12 protein-coding genes are annotated in these 16838 nt (G+C 62.6%); 7 read left to right on the plus strand and 5 right to left on the minus strand.

The features are described from left to right. The first annotated feature begins 13 nt into the window (after positions 1–13). Positions 14–2506 carry an ATP-dependent Clp protease ATP-binding subunit ClpA gene (gene clpA, locus SIN04_RS03565; RefSeq protein ID WP_134486204.1) on the plus strand — a complete coding sequence of 831 codons (2493 nt, stop codon included), beginning with the start codon at positions 14–16 and terminating at the stop codon, positions 2504–2506. Positions 2507–2585: 79 nt separating this feature from the next. Here clpA and SIN04_RS03570 read toward each other — a convergent pair whose 3' ends face one another. From SIN04_RS03570 to SIN04_RS03580, 3 genes are all read right to left on the minus strand, one after another. Further along, positions 2586–3020, minus strand: coding sequence for an HIT family protein (locus SIN04_RS03570; protein ID WP_134486206.1), 435 nt, complete (start codon positions 3018–3020; stop codon positions 2586–2588). 76 nt (positions 3021–3096) lie between these two features. Next, positions 3097–4350, minus strand: coding sequence for a GNAT family N-acetyltransferase (locus tag SIN04_RS03575; RefSeq protein WP_134486208.1), 1254 nt, complete (start codon positions 4348–4350; stop codon positions 3097–3099). Between the two features lie 76 nt (positions 4351–4426). Further along, positions 4427–5674 (minus strand): NAD(P)/FAD-dependent oxidoreductase, encoded by a 1248-nt coding sequence (locus SIN04_RS03580; protein WP_341264219.1) that lies wholly within the window; start codon positions 5672–5674, stop codon positions 4427–4429. Between the two features lie 262 nt (positions 5675–5936). Here SIN04_RS03580 and SIN04_RS03585 point away from each other — a divergent pair, with 262 nt between their 5' ends. Continuing rightward, complete coding sequence (locus SIN04_RS03585; RefSeq protein WP_134486212.1) at positions 5937–7442, plus strand: amino acid permease; 1506 nt, start codon at positions 5937–5939, stop codon at positions 7440–7442. A gap of 84 nt (positions 7443–7526) precedes the next feature. On the opposite strand, the gene ruvX is transcribed toward SIN04_RS03585, so the two are convergent. Further along, positions 7527–8009 carry a Holliday junction resolvase RuvX gene (ruvX, locus tag SIN04_RS03590; RefSeq protein WP_134486214.1) on the minus strand — a complete coding sequence of 161 codons (483 nt, stop codon included), beginning with the start codon at positions 8007–8009 and terminating at the stop codon, positions 7527–7529. Positions 8010–8205: 196 nt separating this feature from the next. On the opposite strand from ruvX, the gene SIN04_RS03595 reads away from it, so the two are divergent. Both SIN04_RS03595 and SIN04_RS03600 read left to right on the plus strand, forming a co-directional pair. Then, positions 8206–8904, plus strand: coding sequence for a metal-dependent hydrolase (locus tag SIN04_RS03595; RefSeq protein WP_134486216.1), 699 nt, complete (start codon positions 8206–8208; stop codon positions 8902–8904). A gap of 168 nt (positions 8905–9072) precedes the next feature. Next, positions 9073–11970 carry a cation-translocating P-type ATPase gene (locus SIN04_RS03600; protein ID WP_134486218.1) on the plus strand — a complete coding sequence of 966 codons (2898 nt, stop codon included), beginning with the start codon at positions 9073–9075 and terminating at the stop codon, positions 11968–11970. 110 nt (positions 11971–12080) lie between these two features. Here SIN04_RS03600 and SIN04_RS03605 read toward each other — a convergent pair whose 3' ends face one another. Further along, positions 12081–12878 (minus strand): alpha/beta hydrolase, encoded by a 798-nt coding sequence (locus SIN04_RS03605; protein WP_134486220.1) that lies wholly within the window; start codon positions 12876–12878, stop codon positions 12081–12083. Between the two features lie 200 nt (positions 12879–13078). Between SIN04_RS03605 and gatC the strand changes: the two genes are divergently transcribed. The 3 genes from gatC to gatB all read left to right on the plus strand — a co-directional run bounded on the left by gatC (position 13079) and on the right by gatB (position 16457). Further along, positions 13079–13366 carry an Asp-tRNA(Asn)/Glu-tRNA(Gln) amidotransferase subunit GatC gene (gene gatC / locus SIN04_RS03610; protein ID WP_134486222.1) on the plus strand — a complete coding sequence of 96 codons (288 nt, stop codon included), beginning with the start codon at positions 13079–13081 and terminating at the stop codon, positions 13364–13366. A gap of 57 nt (positions 13367–13423) precedes the next feature. Then, a complete protein-coding gene (gene gatA, locus SIN04_RS03615) occupies positions 13424–14905 on the plus strand; it encodes an Asp-tRNA(Asn)/Glu-tRNA(Gln) amidotransferase subunit GatA (protein ID WP_134486223.1) in 1482 nt (493 codons plus the stop codon). A gap of 64 nt (positions 14906–14969) precedes the next feature. After that, positions 14970–16457, plus strand: a complete 1488-nt coding sequence (gene gatB, locus SIN04_RS03620) for an Asp-tRNA(Asn)/Glu-tRNA(Gln) amidotransferase subunit GatB (protein WP_134486225.1) — start codon at positions 14970–14972, stop codon at positions 16455–16457. Positions 16458–16838 lie beyond the last annotated feature (381 nt).

The following is a 16838-nucleotide window of genomic DNA, read 5'->3' on the forward strand; positions in this document are numbered from 1 at the left end:
GAGGTTGGAGCCTATGCCGTCCTTCTCCCGCAATCTCGAACAATCGCTCCATCGCGCTCTCGCGGTCGCTAACGAGCGCCATCATGAATACGCCACGCTGGAGCATTTGCTTCTGAGCCTGACTGACGACAGCGATGCATCGGCGGTGCTGCGCGCCTGCTCGGTCGACCTCGATCATCTGAAGAAGAATCTTCGCGACTACATCGACCAGGAGCTCGACAATCTCGTCAGCGACGGCCGCGAAGACGCCAAGCCGACCGCCGGATTTCAACGCGTCATTCAGCGCGCCGTCATTCACGTCCAGTCCTCGGGCCGCGAGGAAGTCACCGGCGCGAATGTGCTGGTTGCGATCTTTGCAGAGCGCGAAAGCCACGCCGCCTATTTCCTGCAGGAGCAGGACATGACCCGCTACGACGCCGTGAACTACATCAGCCATGGCATCGCCAAACGTCCAGGACTCTCCGATCCGTCCAAAGCGCCGCGCGGCGCGGACGAGGAGGCCGAAGCGCGCGAGGCGAAGGAAGGCAAGGACGCGGGCGATTCAAAAAAGAAGGAAGGGGCGCTCGACGCTTATTGCGTCAACCTCAACAAGAAAGCGCGCGAAGGCCGCATCGATCCGCTGATTGGCCGCGAGGCCGAGGTGCAGCGCACGATTCAGGTGCTCTGCCGCCGCCACAAGAACAATCCGCTTCTGGTCGGTGATCCCGGCGTCGGCAAGACCGCCATCGCCGAGGGGCTCGCGCGCAAGATCGTCAAGAGCGAGGTTCCCGAGGTGCTCGCCGAAGCGACTGTGTTTGCGCTCGACATGGGCACGCTGCTCGCGGGAACGCGCTATCGCGGCGATTTTGAGGAACGCCTGAAGCAGGTCATGAAGGAAATCGAGAATCACAAGAATGCGATTCTCTTCATCGACGAAATCCATACAGTGATCGGCGCGGGAGCGACGTCCGGCGGCGCCATGGACGCGTCCAATCTCCTGAAGCCGGCTCTGGCGCAGGGCACGCTGCGTTGTATCGGCTCCACGACCTATAAGGAATACCGCCAGTATTTCGAAAAGGATCGCGCCCTGGTGCGGCGGTTTCAGAAGATCGACGTCAATGAGCCGTCGGTTCCGGACGCCATCGAGATCATGAAGGGGCTAAAGCCCTATTTCGAGGAGTTCCACAAGATCCGCTACACCAATGAGGCGATCAAGGCCGCGGTGGAGCTTTCGGCGCGCTATATCCATGACCGCAAATTGCCGGACAAGGCGATCGACGTGATCGACGAGACGGGCGCCAGTCAAATGCTTCTGCCCGAGAACAAGCGCAAGAAGACAATCGGCATCAAGGAAGTCGAGGCGACGATCGCGACGATGGCGCGCATTCCGCCGAAGACGGTGTCGAAGGATGACGCCGAAGTTCTCGAGCATCTCACCGAGACGCTGGAGCGCGTGGTCTATGGCCAGAACAGCGCCATCGTGGCTTTGACCTCGGCGATCAAACTGGCGCGGGCCGGCCTGCGCGATGGCGAAAAGCCGATCGGCAGCTATCTGTTTTCCGGTCCGACCGGCGTCGGCAAGACTGAGGTCGCGCGGCAGCTTGCCGTCGCGCTCGGAGTCGAACTCGTCCGCTTCGACATGTCGGAATATATGGAGCGCCACACTGTGTCGCGGCTGATCGGCGCGCCTCCCGGCTATGTCGGCTTCGATCAGGGCGGCCTGCTCACCGACTCCATCGACCAGCATCCGCATTGCGTGCTGCTTCTCGACGAGATCGAAAAGGCCCACCCAGACCTCTACAACATCCTGTTGCAGGTGATGGACCACGGCAAGCTGACGGACCATAGCGGCAAGCAGGTCGATTTCCGCAACGTCATCTTGATCATGACGACCAACGCGGGCGCTGCCGACATGCAGCGCTCCTCCTTCGGCTTCACCCGCGGCAAACGGGAAGGCGAGGACATCGAGGCGATCAATCGGATGTTCGCTCCCGAATTCCGCAACCGCCTCGACGCGGTGGTCACCTTCGGCCATCTGCCGCAGGAAGTCATCGTCAAGGTCGTCGACAAATTCATCATGCAGCTGGAAGCTCAGCTCGCCGACCGCAATGTCACGATCGAACTCGCCGATGAGGCGCGCAGCTGGCTGGTCGAGCATGGCTATGACGAGCAGATGGGCGCGCGGCCGATGGGCCGGGTCATCCAGCAGACGATCAAGACGCCGCTCGCCGACGAGGTGCTTTTCGGGCGCCTCAAGAACGGCGGCGCGGTGCGTGTGGTGGTCACGGAAGAGGATGGCGTCAAAAAGCTCGGCTTCGTCTTCCCCGAAGGTCCGATCCTGCCGCGGCCGGAGCGCGACATCGTCGAGGCCAGCAAGAAACGCGTGAGGCCGGAGCCGGAGGTGCGCCGCGCCAAATCCCGCCGTCTCAAGACGGATGAGGGCGAGGGCGACGACGATGAGCCGCTTGCCGACGACGATGAAGCGGAGCCCTTTGGCGCCGCGGACGAGTCGGAGACGAAGCACTGAGGTTGAAGCCGCGAGGCTGACCGAAAAAGAAAAGGCCGCGGCGTCGTCGCGGCCTCTTTGGTTTTGCGGAGCGAAAAGCTCAGCCGGCTTGGAGCGCCGCGATAATCTTGTCGCGGATGGGTACGAGAGCTTCGGCGCTCACCATATCGCCCGCGTGCGGGCGCAGTTCAACATGGCTCCAGCACGGCAGGATGTGGAAGTGCAGATGAAACACCGTCTGCCCGGCGGCCGGCTCGTTGCACTGCAGGATCATCACTCCTTCCGCCGCCACCGCTGTCTTGACGGCGCGCGCCAGCGTCTGGACCCGCGCCATGAGCGCGCCGAGGGCGCCGGGATCTGCGTCCAGAATGTTGCGCGATGGAGCCTTGGGGATGACGAGGACATGGCCATCAGCGCGCGGCATGATGTCCATGAAAGCCAGTGCGACATCGTCTTCATAGACTTTTTGACAGGGAATCTCGCCGCGCAGGATTTTCGCGAAAATATTGTTGTTGTCGTAGGTCGCCGACGCCATGGCCCAAGCTCCTCAAAGAGATCGCTTGATTAGGCAAGGCCGCAAGCTGGGGTCAAGAGGCTTGCCGCAAAGCTGTTCAGGGCGCTTTCTTGAAGGGGGTCTGCTCCGCGTAATCCGCCAACGTCATCTCGGATTGCAGGCGCTCTCTTTTGAGATAATCGTCAATGGCGCGGGCGAAACGCGGATCGGCGATCTCATGCGCCGAATAGGTCGCGACAGGCCCATAGCCGCGCGCAAGCTTATGTTCGCCTTGCGCTCCAGCCTCGACGCGCGACAGCCCGCGCGAGATAGCAAACGCAATGGCCTGATAATAACAGACCTCGAAATGCAGAAAGGGATGATCTTCGATCGCGCCCCAGTTGCGGCCATAGAGGGCGTCCTTGCCCAGAAAGTTGATCGCGCCTGCGATATAGCGGCCTGCGCGTTTCGCCATCACCAGCAAAATATCGTCGGCCATCGCTGCGCCGATGCTCTCGAAAAAGGCGCGCGTCAGATAGGGCGTTCCCCATTTCCGGGCGCCGGTGTCCGTATAAAAGAGGAAAAACGCATCCCAGTGCTCATCCTTGATGTCAGATCCCGTCAGACATTCGATCTCGACGCCGGCAGCCAGCGCCTCCTTGCGTTCGCGCCGGATCATCTTGCGTTTGCGCGAGGCAAGATCGTTCAGGAAATCGTCGAAAGTCGCGTAGCCCTTGTTGATGAAGTGAAATTGCTGACCGGTGCGCAGCAGAAATCCCTCCGATCCCAGCGCCTCCCAATCGGCCTTCGTCGGGAAAGTGACATGGATCGAGGAGGCGCCGACCGCTTCCCGGCAGGCGCGCAAGCCGGCTATGAGCGCCTGCCGCGCCGCTTCGCCGTGGCCGGGGGAGAGCAGCAGCCGGCGGCCGGTGACGGGCGTGAAGGGCGCGGCGACCTGCAGCTTCGGATAATAGTCGAGCCCGGCGCGCTGATAGGCGTCGGCCCAGCCAAAATCGAAAACATATTCACCCATGGAATGACTTTTCAAATAGGTCGGCGCGGCCGCCGCCAGCCGTCCATTGGCGTCCCTGACGAGCACATGCGCGCTGCTCCAGCCGGCCGCGGGCGAGACCGACTTCGATGTCTCGAGCGCCTTGAGGAAGGCGTGCGTCAGAAAAGGGTTGAAACGCTCGCCGTCATCGCGCGCCTCGGCTTCTTCAACAGCGTTAAAAAGCGCTGGCGCGGCCGCCACAGCCGTTGCGCGATCGCTCGCAGCGCGGGAGCGCGCATCCGGGTTGGCGCAAGCGTCCCATTCCGCCGCATCGATCCTGGCGATGGAGGTCGCGATCTCGACCTTGTAAGGCTGAGGCATTGGGGGACGATGTCCTTGGCTTTTGAGGCGCCGCAGGAGACACCATGCGAAGGCGCGCGGTCAAGCCGCAGTGCTGTCACGCCCGCGATTTCCGGCGCCCGGCGATGACGCCCTCGGCCGCTGCGATTCCCGAAGCATAAGCCCCGTGCGCTGCGGAAAAACCATGCCTGGAGCAGGCTTCGCCGGCAAAGAAGAGCCGCCCGTCGACCGGCGCCGCGAGGCTTGAGCGCGCCTCGGAATGACCCGGCCGCGCATAAGAATAGGAGCCGCGCGAAAATGGATCGCGCCCCCAGGCGGTCTCGCTGAGGGGCGCGAGCCGGGCGGCGAACGCGCCGCCGAACAAATGACGGAGTTCGCCGCGCGCGAAATCGAAGAAGCCGCCGGGCCCGCTTCGTTCGAGATCATGCGCGAGTTCGCCGCCGAAAAAACCTTCGATCAGCGGCCTGTCGAACGGGCGCAGATGATAGCTTCCCGTCGCGGTTGCCTTCGGGTCGCCGAAGAGATGACCGCCCTTCGGCAGCCCTGGCTCATCGATCGTCATGACAAGCTTGTCGGCGAGGCCGAGCGGCAGCATGTCGGCGGCGCGGATTTTTTCCGGCAGAGCCGGTTTGAAGACGATGGCTTCGTTGGCGATCAAATTCGTCGGAATGGTCAGGATGACGGCGTTTGCGCTCAAGCGCCCCTGCGCGGTTTCGATCCTGATGTTTGCGCCCTCATGATCGATCAAAGTGACTGCGCAGCCGGTGCGGACCGGAAGGCCGGCGCCATAGGCTTTGATCGCCGCGCCAAAGCCTTCGGCGACGCGCCAGTTGACGCCGCTGTCGGCGTAGCGCTTCCAGTCCTGCGTGGAAACGCGGTCGAGTTCGGCGCCATTCATAAAAGCGCTTTCGGCGTTGATGAGGGCGTTCCAATCGCCTTCGGGATCGAGCAGGCGCGCTGCCGGAAAGTCGCCCGCGCTGACGTCGGCGCCCTCAAGACGCGCGTGGAACGCCTGCGAGGCGGCGGCGAACGCTGCTTGATCCTGCTGGCTGAAGCCGCGATCGAGGCTTTGTCTCGTCCATGCGGGCGCGCTTCTGTCGATCGAAAGTCCAAGGCTCTCGGTGATCGCGACCCAGGGATTGCGGTCGGCGGAATGGAGCCAGCCGCAGCCGAGATCAAGAGGAAAACCATTGAGGGTCCGCGTCAGTCCTCTGCCGCCGATGCGCTCTCGCGCCTCAATGATTATGAACGACAGCGCTTCAGCTGCGAGCCGCGTGCCGGCCGCCAGTCCGGCGGCTCCGGCCCCTATGACGACGACATCGAAATCGCCCGGCGTTTTCGTCATTGGGTCTCCTTTTTCCGGCGCCGGCGCCGCGCTGTCGGGTTGCAACGCCATGACCGGCGGGACGATTCTTGCAGGTTCCTTGCAACATTGCGCTGACATGCGACAACACTTTTTGGCGATGCGGCGATGGGCCGGGGCGATGGTCCTGGCATGATCGTTCGTTCAAAGCGAAAGCGGCGCGGCGGCGTGCGGGACCTGGCGAAGCAGCAGCCCAGAGCATCTCGTTGCAAAGGACGCGTCTTGAATTTGAGCGAGGGCAAACGTGGGGAACATCTGGATCAGGAAATCAGTCGCGCTGTTGAAGGCGGAAGCGCATGAGGCCGAGTTCGGCTCTGAAAGCCCCAATCTTCACCGCACGCTTTCATTGACGAGTCTCATTTCGCTCGGCATCGGCTGCATCATTGGCGCCGGCATTTTCGTCCTGACGGGGCATGCGGCGGCGGCTTACGCAGGTCCGGCGATCAGCCTGTCTTTCATCCTCGCCGGCCTCGTCTGCGGCCTTGCCGGACTCTGCTACGCCGAAATGGCCTCGACCGTTCCGATCGCCGGGAGCGCCTACACATACGCTTACGCCACTATGGGCGAATTCATTGCCTGGATCATCGGTTGGGACCTTCTGCTCGAATACGCTTTCGGCGCAGCCACCGTCGCCATCGGCTGGTCCGGCTATGTCACAAGCTTCCTGCGCGATCTCCATATCGTGGTTCCGGCCGTGCTGGACGGCGCGCCCTTCGCTTTTGATCCGGCGAGCGAGCGTTGGACGCACACGGGCGCTCTCTGCAATGCTCCAGCTGTCGCAATCATTCTCCTGTTGACGGCGCTGCTCATCGCCGGGATCCATGAATCAGCGAAGGTCAATAATGTCATCGTCGCGATCAAGCTGGCGATCATCGTCATTTTCATCTTCGCTGGAATCTGGTCCTTCAGCACATCGAACTGGGCGACGGCGAGCAATCCCTCAGGGGCTTTCATCCCTCCGAACGCAGGCCCTGGCGAATATGGCTGGAGCGGCGTCATCCGCGGCGCGGCTGTTGTGTTTTTCGCCTATATCGGTTTCGACGCGGTCTCGACGGCGGCTCAGGAAGCCAAAAATCCGCAGCGCGACATGCCGATCGGCATTTTGGGCTCGCTCCTCATCTGCACCGTTCTTTATGTGCTGGTCAGCCTTGTGCTCACCGGCATTGTTCCGTTCGATCGTCTGAGCGTGCCGGACCCGATCGCGCTCGGCGTCGACATGATCGGGCTCGGCTGGCTGTCTCCGGTGATCAAATTCGGCGCGATCCTCGGATTGAGTTCTGTCGTGCTCGTGCTGCTTCTCGGCCAGACACGCGTCCTTTTTTCGATCGCGCGGGACGGTTTGCTGCCTGCGATCGCCGCCAGGGTGCACCCGCGCTTTCGAACGCCCTATATCACGACCTTGCTGATGGGCGCCGTCGTCGCGATCATGGCGGGCCTGCTGCCGATCGGCCTCGTCGGAGAATTGGTGAGCATCGGCACTCTATTCGCCTTCACCATCGTTTGCGTCGGCGTCCTGGTGCTGCGCTTAACGCATCCGGAGATTCATCGGCCATTCAGGGCGCCGGCGGTTTTTATCGTCGCTCCGCTCGGCGCCGCGGCCTCCGTGTTTTTAATGTTCGGCCTGCCGCGCGACACCTGGATCAGATTCGCCATCTGGCTGGCGATTGGCCTTGCGATCTATTTCGCTTACGGGCGTTGGCACAGCCGCCTCGGCCAAAGCCGGATGGCGCAAAGCAAGGCCAACACATAAAGCGCGACCGCGAAGGCGCGGAGGCGCCGGAAAAAGGCGCACGTCAAAATGCAGGGCGTTCGCTCCGGGGCGAGGACAACTCTGCTATGGCGCGTCGGCGAGCCAGCGCAGCCGGTCCAGCGCGCCTTGCAGGATGTAAGCGGCCGCCATCTTGTCGACCACCTCAGCGCGTTTGGCGCGCGAGGCGTCCTGCTCGATCAGCGAGCGCGTCACCGCGGCGGTCGAAAGGCGTTCGTCCCAATAGACGAAAGGCCGCGTCATGAGGGCGCCGAGGCTGCGCACAAAGGCGCGCGTCGATTGCACGCGCGGTCCTTCCGATCCATCCATATTCAGCGGCAGGCCGATGACCAGCGCTGCGACCTCGAATTTGTCCATGAGCTCGATCAGCCGGGCGGCGTCCTGCGTGAATTTGGTGCGCTTGATCGTCTCCAGCGGGGTTGCGATGCGGCGCTCGACATCGGAGAGCGCAAGGCCGATGGTTTTCGTGCCGAGATCGACGCCGATGAGACGCTGACGCGCGCCCAAGCGCGGCCGGAGGTCGATGATATCCAGAATTTCCGCAGCCATTCGGCCTTTCCGCCTTTCCTTCCGGTCATGTTGGCTTCAATCGAAGAGTCCATGATCGAACATCCCGCCTGCATCGCATGGTTCAGCCGAAAACGCGCAGCCTTTTCGAAGCCGTGATCCTCATCTGCGCGAAAAAGCCTTTCCGGCGCGGCTGCCGGATTCTAAAACGATTTCGCTTTCGCCAGGAGACTTAAAGATGAAACTGATTTGGCTCGGACATTCGGCGTTCCGGATCGAGCTGCCCGAGGCGGTCATCCTGATCGACCCGTTCCTCAGCGGCAATCCGAAATTCACCGGGACAGTAGAGCAGGCGTCCGAAGGAACGACGCATATCATCCTTACGCATGGCCATGACGATCACATCGGCGACGCCGCCGCCATCGCCAAAGCGACGGGGGCGCAGGTGATCTCGAATTTCGAGGTCTGCATGTTCCTGCAAGGGCAGGGCGCAGCAAACATCAATCCAGGCAACACCGGCGGCACGATCGATTGCGGCGCTTTCGCCGTCAGCTTCACCGACGCGCTCCACTCCTCGGGGACCGTCGTGAACGGGCAGTCGATCTACCTTGGCAACCCCAACGGCGTCGTCATCAAGCCAAAGGCCGGTCCAAGCGTCTATCATATGGGCGACACCGACATTTTCCTGGACATGGCCCTGATCGCAGAAATCCATCAGCCCAAAATCGGCCTCGTGCCGGTTGGAGACCGCTTCACCATGAGCGGCAAAACGGCGGCTCTCGCGGTCAGGCGTTTTTTCGCATTCGAGGCCGTCGTGCCGTGCCACTATGGCACCTTTGACGCTCTAGCGCAGGACCCGCGCGAATTCGTCGAGGCGCTCAAAGGCGCGAACGTCAGGGTGGACGCGCTGCCAATCGGCGGCAGCCAGATTTACTGAAGAGCGGGCTCTGGCGGCATGGCTTTTGAAGCCGGGCGCTTTCCGGAACGCGAAGCCTGCAACTCGCTTCCGTTAGCCGCAATTCATCGTGGTTGACGCTTTTGTGTGCGACCATCTGGACGAGCGTATTTCAGCGGTAAACGACCGGGCGAAGGAGCGAGCGCCGTGATGGTGGAGAGCGAACGGGACCAAGCCTGCGATGATCCGGCGCGAGACCATCAGCCATCCTCGTCGCCGGCTCCGCATAAAGACGCGGTGGGAAGCAACAGCATAGAATCGACGATTGCGCCGCATCAACGGTCGGTCGATCAGGTGCTGGCGGCGCTCCATACGGATTGGCGATCCGGATTGAGCGAGACGCAGGCGCGCGAGCGGCTCAGCCAATATGGCCAGAACGAGCTTACGCCCGAAAAACCAACGCCCCGATGGCGTAAATTCGCGGCGCAGTTCAAGGATGTTCTTGTAATCCTGCTGCTGATCGCAGCGCTCGTCTCTGCCGCGAGCTGGCTCTATGAGCGCAACTCGGCATTGCCGTTCGAAGCTATGGCGATCATCGCTATCGTTCTTGTCAACGCCATCATGGGCTATGTCCAACAGGCTCGCGCGGAGCAGGCCGCCGCCGCGCTGCAACGGATGTCGACGGCGCACGCCAACGTGGTTCGCGGCGGCGAGAGAGCGCGAATTCCGGCGGCCGAGCTCGTGCCGGGCGACATCATCCTGATCGAGGAAGGCGACACTGTCCCCGCCGACGCGCGGCTGATTGAATCGACCTCTTTGCAGATTGCCGAGGCCGCGCTGACCGGCGAGAGCGTGCCGGTGGCGAAGGACATTGATGCGATTTCTGGAGAGGTCGCGCTGGCCGATCGGCGCAACATGATCTTCAACGGCTCCGCCGCGACTTACGGTCGCGGCCGCGCGGTCGTCACGGCGACAGGGATGCGGTCGGAAATGGGGCGCATCGCCGGCATGTTGATGCAAGCGCCGGCCGAGCCGACACCGTTGCAGCGGGAGCTGGACCACGTTGGCAAGCTGCTCGGGGCGGGCGTCGTGGCGATCGCCGTGGTGATGATCGCGACGATTCTTTTCGTTGAGGACGTGCGCGGTTTTCGGGCCGTGATCGATGTCTTGATCTTCGGCGTGGCGCTCGCCGTCGCCGCCGTGCCGGAAGGCCTGCCGGCGATCGTAACGGCGGTGCTTTCTCTCGGCGTCCAGCGTATGGCGCAAAAGCGCGCCATCATCCGCCGCCTCGCGGCTGTCGAAACGCTCGGCTCCGCAACTGTCATCGCGTCGGACAAGACGGGCACGCTCACCAAGAACGAGATGACGGCGCGCGTCGCCGTGACCGCGCAAGGGCGCGCTGACTTCGCCGGAACGGGTTACGATCCGCATGGGAAGTTGAGCTGCGATGGCGGGCCGCTCGGCGACGTGCTGCAAGCCGAAGTGTCGTGGGCGCTTATCGCAGCCGGTTGCGCCAACAACGCAGTCCTGGTGGATCACGGCGGACGCTGGACAGTGCAGGGCGATCCAACCGAGGGCGCGCTGCTTGTCGCCGCACGCAAGGCGGGGCTCGAACCGGAAGAGTTGAATCGTCGCTTCGAGCGCCTTGGAGAGCTGCCTTTCTCCTCGCAGCGCAAGTTGATGAGCACGGTGCATGCCGATGCCGAACGAGCGGAGCGCCTGCTGGTCTTTACAAAGGGCGCCGCGGACGCCGTGCTGGCGCGCTGCTCGCACGAACGTGTCGGTGAAAAGGCCATTGCTTTGACGGCGAAGCGACGCGCGGAAATACTCGCCGTCAACGACGAGCTTGCCGGCGAAGCCTTGCGCGTACTCGGCGTCGCCTTCCGTTCGCTGCCGGAAGCCGCCTCAGCGCATCGACCATTCGATGATGCGGTGGAGCATGATCTCGTCTTTCTCGGCCTGATCGGGATGATCGATCCGCCTCGAGACGAAGCGAGAGAGGCCGTCGCGCGCGCGAAGGGCGCTGGCATCCGCCCCATCATGATTACCGGCGATCATCCGAGGACCGCGGCTATGATTGCGAGGGAACTCGGCATCTGCGACGACGGCCGCGCTGTCACAGGCGCGGAGATCGAATTGATGCCGGACGATGTCTTGGACCGGACGGTCCGCGACGTCTCGGTCTATGCGCGCGTCGATCCCGAACATAAGCTCAGGATCGTCAAGTCGTTGCAGCGCGAAGGCATGACGGTCGCGATGACCGGCGACGGCGTCAACGACGCGCCCGCCCTGAAGACAGCCGATATCGGCGTCGCCATGGGCGTGAGCGGGACGGAAGTTACGAAGCAGGCCGCCGACATGGTGCTCGCCGACGATAATTTCGCCACCATCGTCGCCGCGGTCGAGCAGGGCCGAGCCATCTTTTCGAACATCAGACGATTTCTGCGCTACCTGCTCTCGTCGAACATGGGCGAAGTCATGACCATGTTCTTTGGAGTGCTTTTGACCCAGACGCTCGGGTTGAGAGCTGTGGGAGATTCCGGCGTCGTCCTGCCGCTGGCGGCGACGCAAATTCTATGGATCAATCTCGTCACAGACGGGGCGCCGGCGCTGGCGCTCGGCGTCGATCCCCCTGATCCGGGAATTATGAACCAGCCCCCGCGCCCGCGCGGGGAAGGCGTGATTACGCGCCGGATGTGGGTGGGCATCTTCTTCGTCGGCGCGGTGATGGCTGTTGGAACGCTGCTTGTGCTCGATTTGTCGCTTCCGGGCGGCCTGATCGAAGGCACAGGCACGATCAGCCACGCTCAAACGATGGCCTTCACGACCTTGGTGATGTTTCAGCTGTTCAACGTCTTCAATGCGCGCTCCGATGAGCGTAGCGCGTTCAGCGGCTCCGCCGCAAATCCCTGGGTGTGGGGGGCAGTCGGTCTTTCGCTCCTCCTGCAGGCTGGCGTGATCTATCTGCCTTTTCTGCAGGAGGCTTTCTCGACCACGGGCCTTAGCGCGGGCGACTGGCTTCTCTGCGCCGCGGTGGCGAGCTCGGTGCTGTGGTTGCGCGAGGCAAGCAAGCTGATCGGGCGGCTGGCGCGCGCCCGCTGCGGCTAGAGCGTTTTCCGATCGAATGGAGTCATTCGATCGATCAGAAATCGCTCCAGATTCAAAAGCTTGAGCATATTCTTATCAATCAGATCAAACCGATCTGATCGGAATATGCTCTAGGCCGCGACCTTGGCGTCGAGCCAGGCGATGATCTTCTCGGCGGTGATGTCACGCCATGCCGTGTCGATCATCAGCCCATGCGGCGCGCCGGGCAGCACTTCGAGGTCGCCCTGCCAGAAATCGGCGATCTCCTGCAGGGCCGAGCGCGGCAGGAATACATCGGCGTCGCCGCCGAGCACAAAGGTCGGGGTTTTTTTACCCGCATCGAAGAGGCTGAGCGCCGGCGGCGCCAGCAAGTCGGCGCTGGCGCGGGGCGACTCCCGCTGAATTTTTTGAAAAAGCCCCGATTTGGATTCGAGCGTTGACCGGCTGGAAAAAAGCGCCCGGCTGATCACCGCCGGCGATGTCCAATCGGGTCCGAGGCTTTGCAGCAGGGCCAGCTGGAACAGCACGTCCGGCGCGAACATCGTCATATGCAGCGCCGACGATCGAAGCCCTGAGGGCGGCGCCGAGGCGAGCGCCACAAGAGCCTTCGCCTTGCCGCCGCGGGCGAGATAATGCTGGGCGACGAGGCCTCCCATCGAATGGCCGATCAAAACCGGCTCGCCGCCGATCGCTTTGGCGGCGATTTCGACGTCGTCCACATAGTCGCTGAAGGACGCGCTCGAAAGATCGCCTTCGCTCGCGCCATGACCACGCAGGGAGACGGCGTAGGCGGGATAACCCCGATCGGCGAAAAAGCGTAAGAAATGTTCCTCCCAGATCCAGGCGGCGCTATACGCCCCGTGGACGAAAAGGACGGGCGGACGCCCGGCCGGCGCGTTTGGAAGGCGATGCAAGACTTCCTGTTTCACGAAAAAATTCCTGTATTTGCGCCGGCGGCGATGAAAATTCGGGCGGCCGCGCCCATATCGCCGACATCCGGGCGGCGGCGCGGGCCGAAGACTTTTCCTTGCGGGAACCCTCCGCGTGCGGCCGATCGCCTCGCTGTTTGCCCAGCGCCGACTGCCGGTGCTATAGGCTGCCTCTTCGTAATCATGGCAAGGAAGAACTCATGTCCGTCGATCAGGCGACCGTGCGGCGTATCGCGCATCTTGCTCGTATCAAGGTCAGCGATGAAGACGTGCCACATCTGCAGGAGGAGCTCAATGCCATTTTGAGCTTTGTCGAGGAGCTGGCCAGCGTCGACGTCGAGGGAATAGAGCCAATGACCTCGGTCATGCCGATGCCGATGAAGAAACGTCCCGACGTCGTGACCGATGGCGGGATCGCCGACGCCATCGTCGCCAATGCGCCGGAGCGCGACGACCACTTCTTCAAGGTGCCGAAGGTGGTTGAATAGAAGCGTTCAGGCGCTCGACAACCCGGAACGATAACTCAAGGCAGAACGGACGCGACGTTGACCGCACTCACCGACCTTACCCTCACTGAGGCGCGCGATGCGCTTCTGAAGAAAGAAGTCTCCGCCGTCGATCTCGCGCGCGCGCAGATCGCCGAGATCGAGAAGGCGCGAACCCTCAACGCTTTCCTCGCCGAGACGCCGGACAAGGCTTTGGCGATGGCGGCGGCGTCCGATGCGAGGATCGCCAAGGGCGAGGCGGGACCGCTCGAAGGCATACCTCTTGGGATCAAGGACCTCTATTGCACGGAAGGCGTGCCGACGACTGCCGCGAGCCATATTCTCGAAGGCTTCACGCCGGCCTATGAGTCGACCGTCAGCGCAAATCTCTGGCGCGACGGCGCGGTGATGCTGGGCAAGCTCAATCTCGATGAATTCGCGATGGGCTCGTCGAACGAGACCTCTTATTTCGGGCCGGTGATCTCGCCGTGGCGGCGCAATGGCTCCGACGCGCCGCTGGTTCCCGGCGGCTCCTCCGGCGGCTCGGCTGCGGCGGTCGCGGCGCGGCTCTGCTTTGGCGCTACGGCGACGGACACCGGCGGCTCGATCCGCCAGCCGGCGGCCTTCACAGGCACCGTCGGCGTCAAGCCGACCTATGGGCGCTGCTCACGCTGGGGCATCATCGCTTTCGCGTCCTCGCTCGATCAGGCAGGACCCATCGCCCGCACGGTTCAGGACGCCGCGATCCTTCTGCGCTCGATGGCGGGCCATGATCCCAAGGATACGACGTCGGTCGATACGCCGGTGCCGAACTATGAGGCCGCGCTCGGGCGCGGCGTCAAAGGCCTGAAGATCGGCATTCCGAAAGAATACCGGCTTGACGGCATTCCCGCCGAGATCGACGCGCTCTGGCGCCAGGGCGTCGAATGGCTGAAAGAGGCGGGCGCCGTGATCGTCGACATTTCGCTGCCGCATACGCGCTATGCCTTGCCGGCCTATTATATCGTGGCGCCGGCGGAAGCCTCGTCGAACCTCGCGCGCTATGACGGCGTGCGCTACGGCCTTCGCGTTCCGGGCAAGGACATCATCGGCATGTATGAAGCGACGCGCGCAGCCGGCTTCGGCAAGGAAGTGCGACGTCGCATCATGATCGGCGCCTATGTCCTCTCGGCCGGATATTACGACGCCTATTACGTGCGGGCGCAGAAGATCCGCACCTTGATCAAGCGCGATTTCGAACGCGCCTACGCCGAGGGCGTCGATGCGATCCTGACTCCGGCGACGCCGTCCGCGGCTTTCGGCCTCGGCGAAAAGGGCTCCGCCGATCCGGTCGAAATGTATCTGAACGACGTCTTCACGGTGACTGTGAATATGGCGGGCCTGCCCGGCCTCGCCGTTCCCGCGGGGGCGTCGAGCGAAGGGCTGCCGCTCGGCCTGCAACTGATCGGGCGCCCCTTCGATGAGGAGACTTTGTTCGCAGTCGCGAAGGTCATCGAAGACGCGGCGCCGAAGGTGAAGCCGCCGCAAAAATGGTGGGCGTAACTGAGCAAGACGACGCGATGATAGACGCCATGGGCAAAGACGATCTGGCGAGCAGGGAACGGTCATGAACACGCACGCAAAACCATCCAAACTCATCAAGGGCGCGACCGGCGACTGGGAAGTCGTGATCGGCATGGAGATCCATGCTCAGGTCACATCGCGATCGAAACTGTTTTCCGGCGCCTCCACGCAATTCGGCAATGAGCCCAACGCCAATGTCTCGCTCGTCGACGCGGCGATGCCTGGCATGCTTCCGGTCATCAATGAGGAATGCGTGGCGCAGGCTGTCCGCACGGGGCTTGGCCTTGAGGCGCAGATCAACCTGCGCTCGGTGTTCGACCGCAAGAATTATTTCTATCCCGATCTGCCGCAGGGCTATCAGATCTCGCAATACAAGAGCCCCATCGTCGGCGAGGGAGTCGTCACGGTCGACGTGTCGCCGACCGAGCAGATCGAAGTCGGCATCGAGCGGCTGCATCTCGAGCAGGACGCCGGCAAATCGCTGCATGATCAGTCGGCGACGGAGTCGCTCGTCGATCTCAACCGGTCGGGCGTCGCGCTGATGGAGATCGTATCGAAGCCCGACATGCGCTCGTCCGATGAGGCGCGCGCCTATGTCACCAAGCTGCGCACGATCCTGCGCTACATCGGCTCTTGCGACGGCAATATGGAGCAGGGCTCCTTGCGCGCCGACGTCAATGTTTCGGTGCGCCGGCCGGGCGAGCCTTTGGGCACGCGCTGCGAGATCAAGAACGTCAATTCGATCCGCTTCATCGGCCAGGCGATCGAGACCGAGGCGCGCCGCCAGATCGGCATCATCGAAGACGGCGGCGTCATCCAGCAGGAGACGCGCCTGTTCGATCCCGCGCGCGGCGAGACGCGTTCGATGCGCTCCAAGGAAGAAGCGCACGACTATCGCTACTTTCCCGATCCCGACCTGCTGCCTCTCGAGTTCGATCAGGCTTATGTCGATCGGCTGAAGGCCGGGCTGCCCGAATTGCCGGACGCCAAGAAGGCGCGTTTCATCAAGGACTATGGGCTGCCGCCCTATGACGCCGGCGTGCTCGTCGCCGATAAGGAGACCGCCGATTATTATGAGGCGGCAGTCGGCTTCGGCGGCGTGACGCGCGATCCAAAGCTCGTCGCCAACTGGATCACCGGCGACGTTGCAGCCTATGCGAATTCAGTCGGGCTGCCGGTCGCGCAGACACATATCAAGCCCGGCCAGATCGCCGGGCTCGTCGACCTCATCGCCGACGGCACGATATCCGGCAAGATCGCCAAGGACGTTCTCGCCATCATCATCAATGAAGAGAAGGACGGCGATCCAAAAGCTATCGTCAAGGCGCGCGGCCTGAAGCAGGTGACCGACGTCGGCGCCATCGCGGCCGCGGTCGACGCCATCATCAAGGCCAATCCGGATAAGGTCGCGCAGGCGCAGGCGAAGCCTTCGATGCTTGGCTGGTTCGTCGGCCAGGTGATGAAACAGACTGGCGGCAAAGCCAATCCGCAAGCCGTCAATGATGAGCTGAAATCGAAGCTCGGCATCTGACGCGCAAGCCTCGCGCGGCGCCTCGTTTCGACGCCGCGATGCGATTGCGAGTCACGGGCGGTGGAATGCGAGTCGCGAATCACTTTGGATGATTCGCGACTCGATCGTTGTTCGAAACGCCGGGCGCGCCCCGCGGCGTATCTTTTTTGAAGTTGCCAGCATTTTTTTTTGGCGCCTGCAGTCTTGCAAAATCGCCGGCTGACGTTTGCCATTCGAGTCTGACGAATGGATCTATTTTCATCCTTGTTTACGCGCTTTGACAGCCCTTGCCGCGCGTTGCTCCTTGGCTTTGCATTCGCTCGAAGTGCGCTTTGCACGACTGCCGTATGCGCCTTCGAATGAATTTCAAAAATTGAATAGAGCCTCAAAAAACAATGGCTT

The organism is Methylocella tundrae, assembly GCF_038024855.1.
GTDB classification, from domain to species: Bacteria; Pseudomonadota; Alphaproteobacteria; order Rhizobiales; family Beijerinckiaceae; genus Methylocapsa; species Methylocapsa tundrae.

Coding starts and splice junctions, on each gene's coding strand:
- SIN04_RS03575 (WP_134486208.1), bottom strand. CDS start 4,350: ATGCCTCAGCCTTACAAGGTCGAGATCGCGACCTCCATCGCCAGGATC.
- gatC (WP_134486222.1), top strand. CDS start 13,079: ATGTCCGTCGATCAGGCGACCGTGCGGCGTATCGCGCATCTTGCTCGT.
- ruvX (WP_134486214.1), bottom strand. CDS start 8,009: ATGGCTGCGGAAATTCTGGATATCATCGACCTCCGGCCGCGCTTGGGC.
- SIN04_RS03570 (WP_134486206.1), bottom strand. CDS start 3,020: ATGGCGTCGGCGACCTACGACAACAACAATATTTTCGCGAAAATCCTG.
- clpA (WP_134486204.1), top strand. CDS start 14: ATGCCGTCCTTCTCCCGCAATCTCGAACAATCGCTCCATCGCGCTCTC.
- SIN04_RS03600 (WP_134486218.1), top strand. CDS start 9,073: ATGGTGGAGAGCGAACGGGACCAAGCCTGCGATGATCCGGCGCGAGAC.
- SIN04_RS03595 (WP_134486216.1), top strand. CDS start 8,206: ATGAAACTGATTTGGCTCGGACATTCGGCGTTCCGGATCGAGCTGCCC.
- SIN04_RS03580 (WP_341264219.1), bottom strand. CDS start 5,674: ATGACGAAAACGCCGGGCGATTTCGATGTCGTCGTCATAGGGGCCGGA.
- gatB (WP_134486225.1), top strand. CDS start 14,970: ATGAACACGCACGCAAAACCATCCAAACTCATCAAGGGCGCGACCGGC.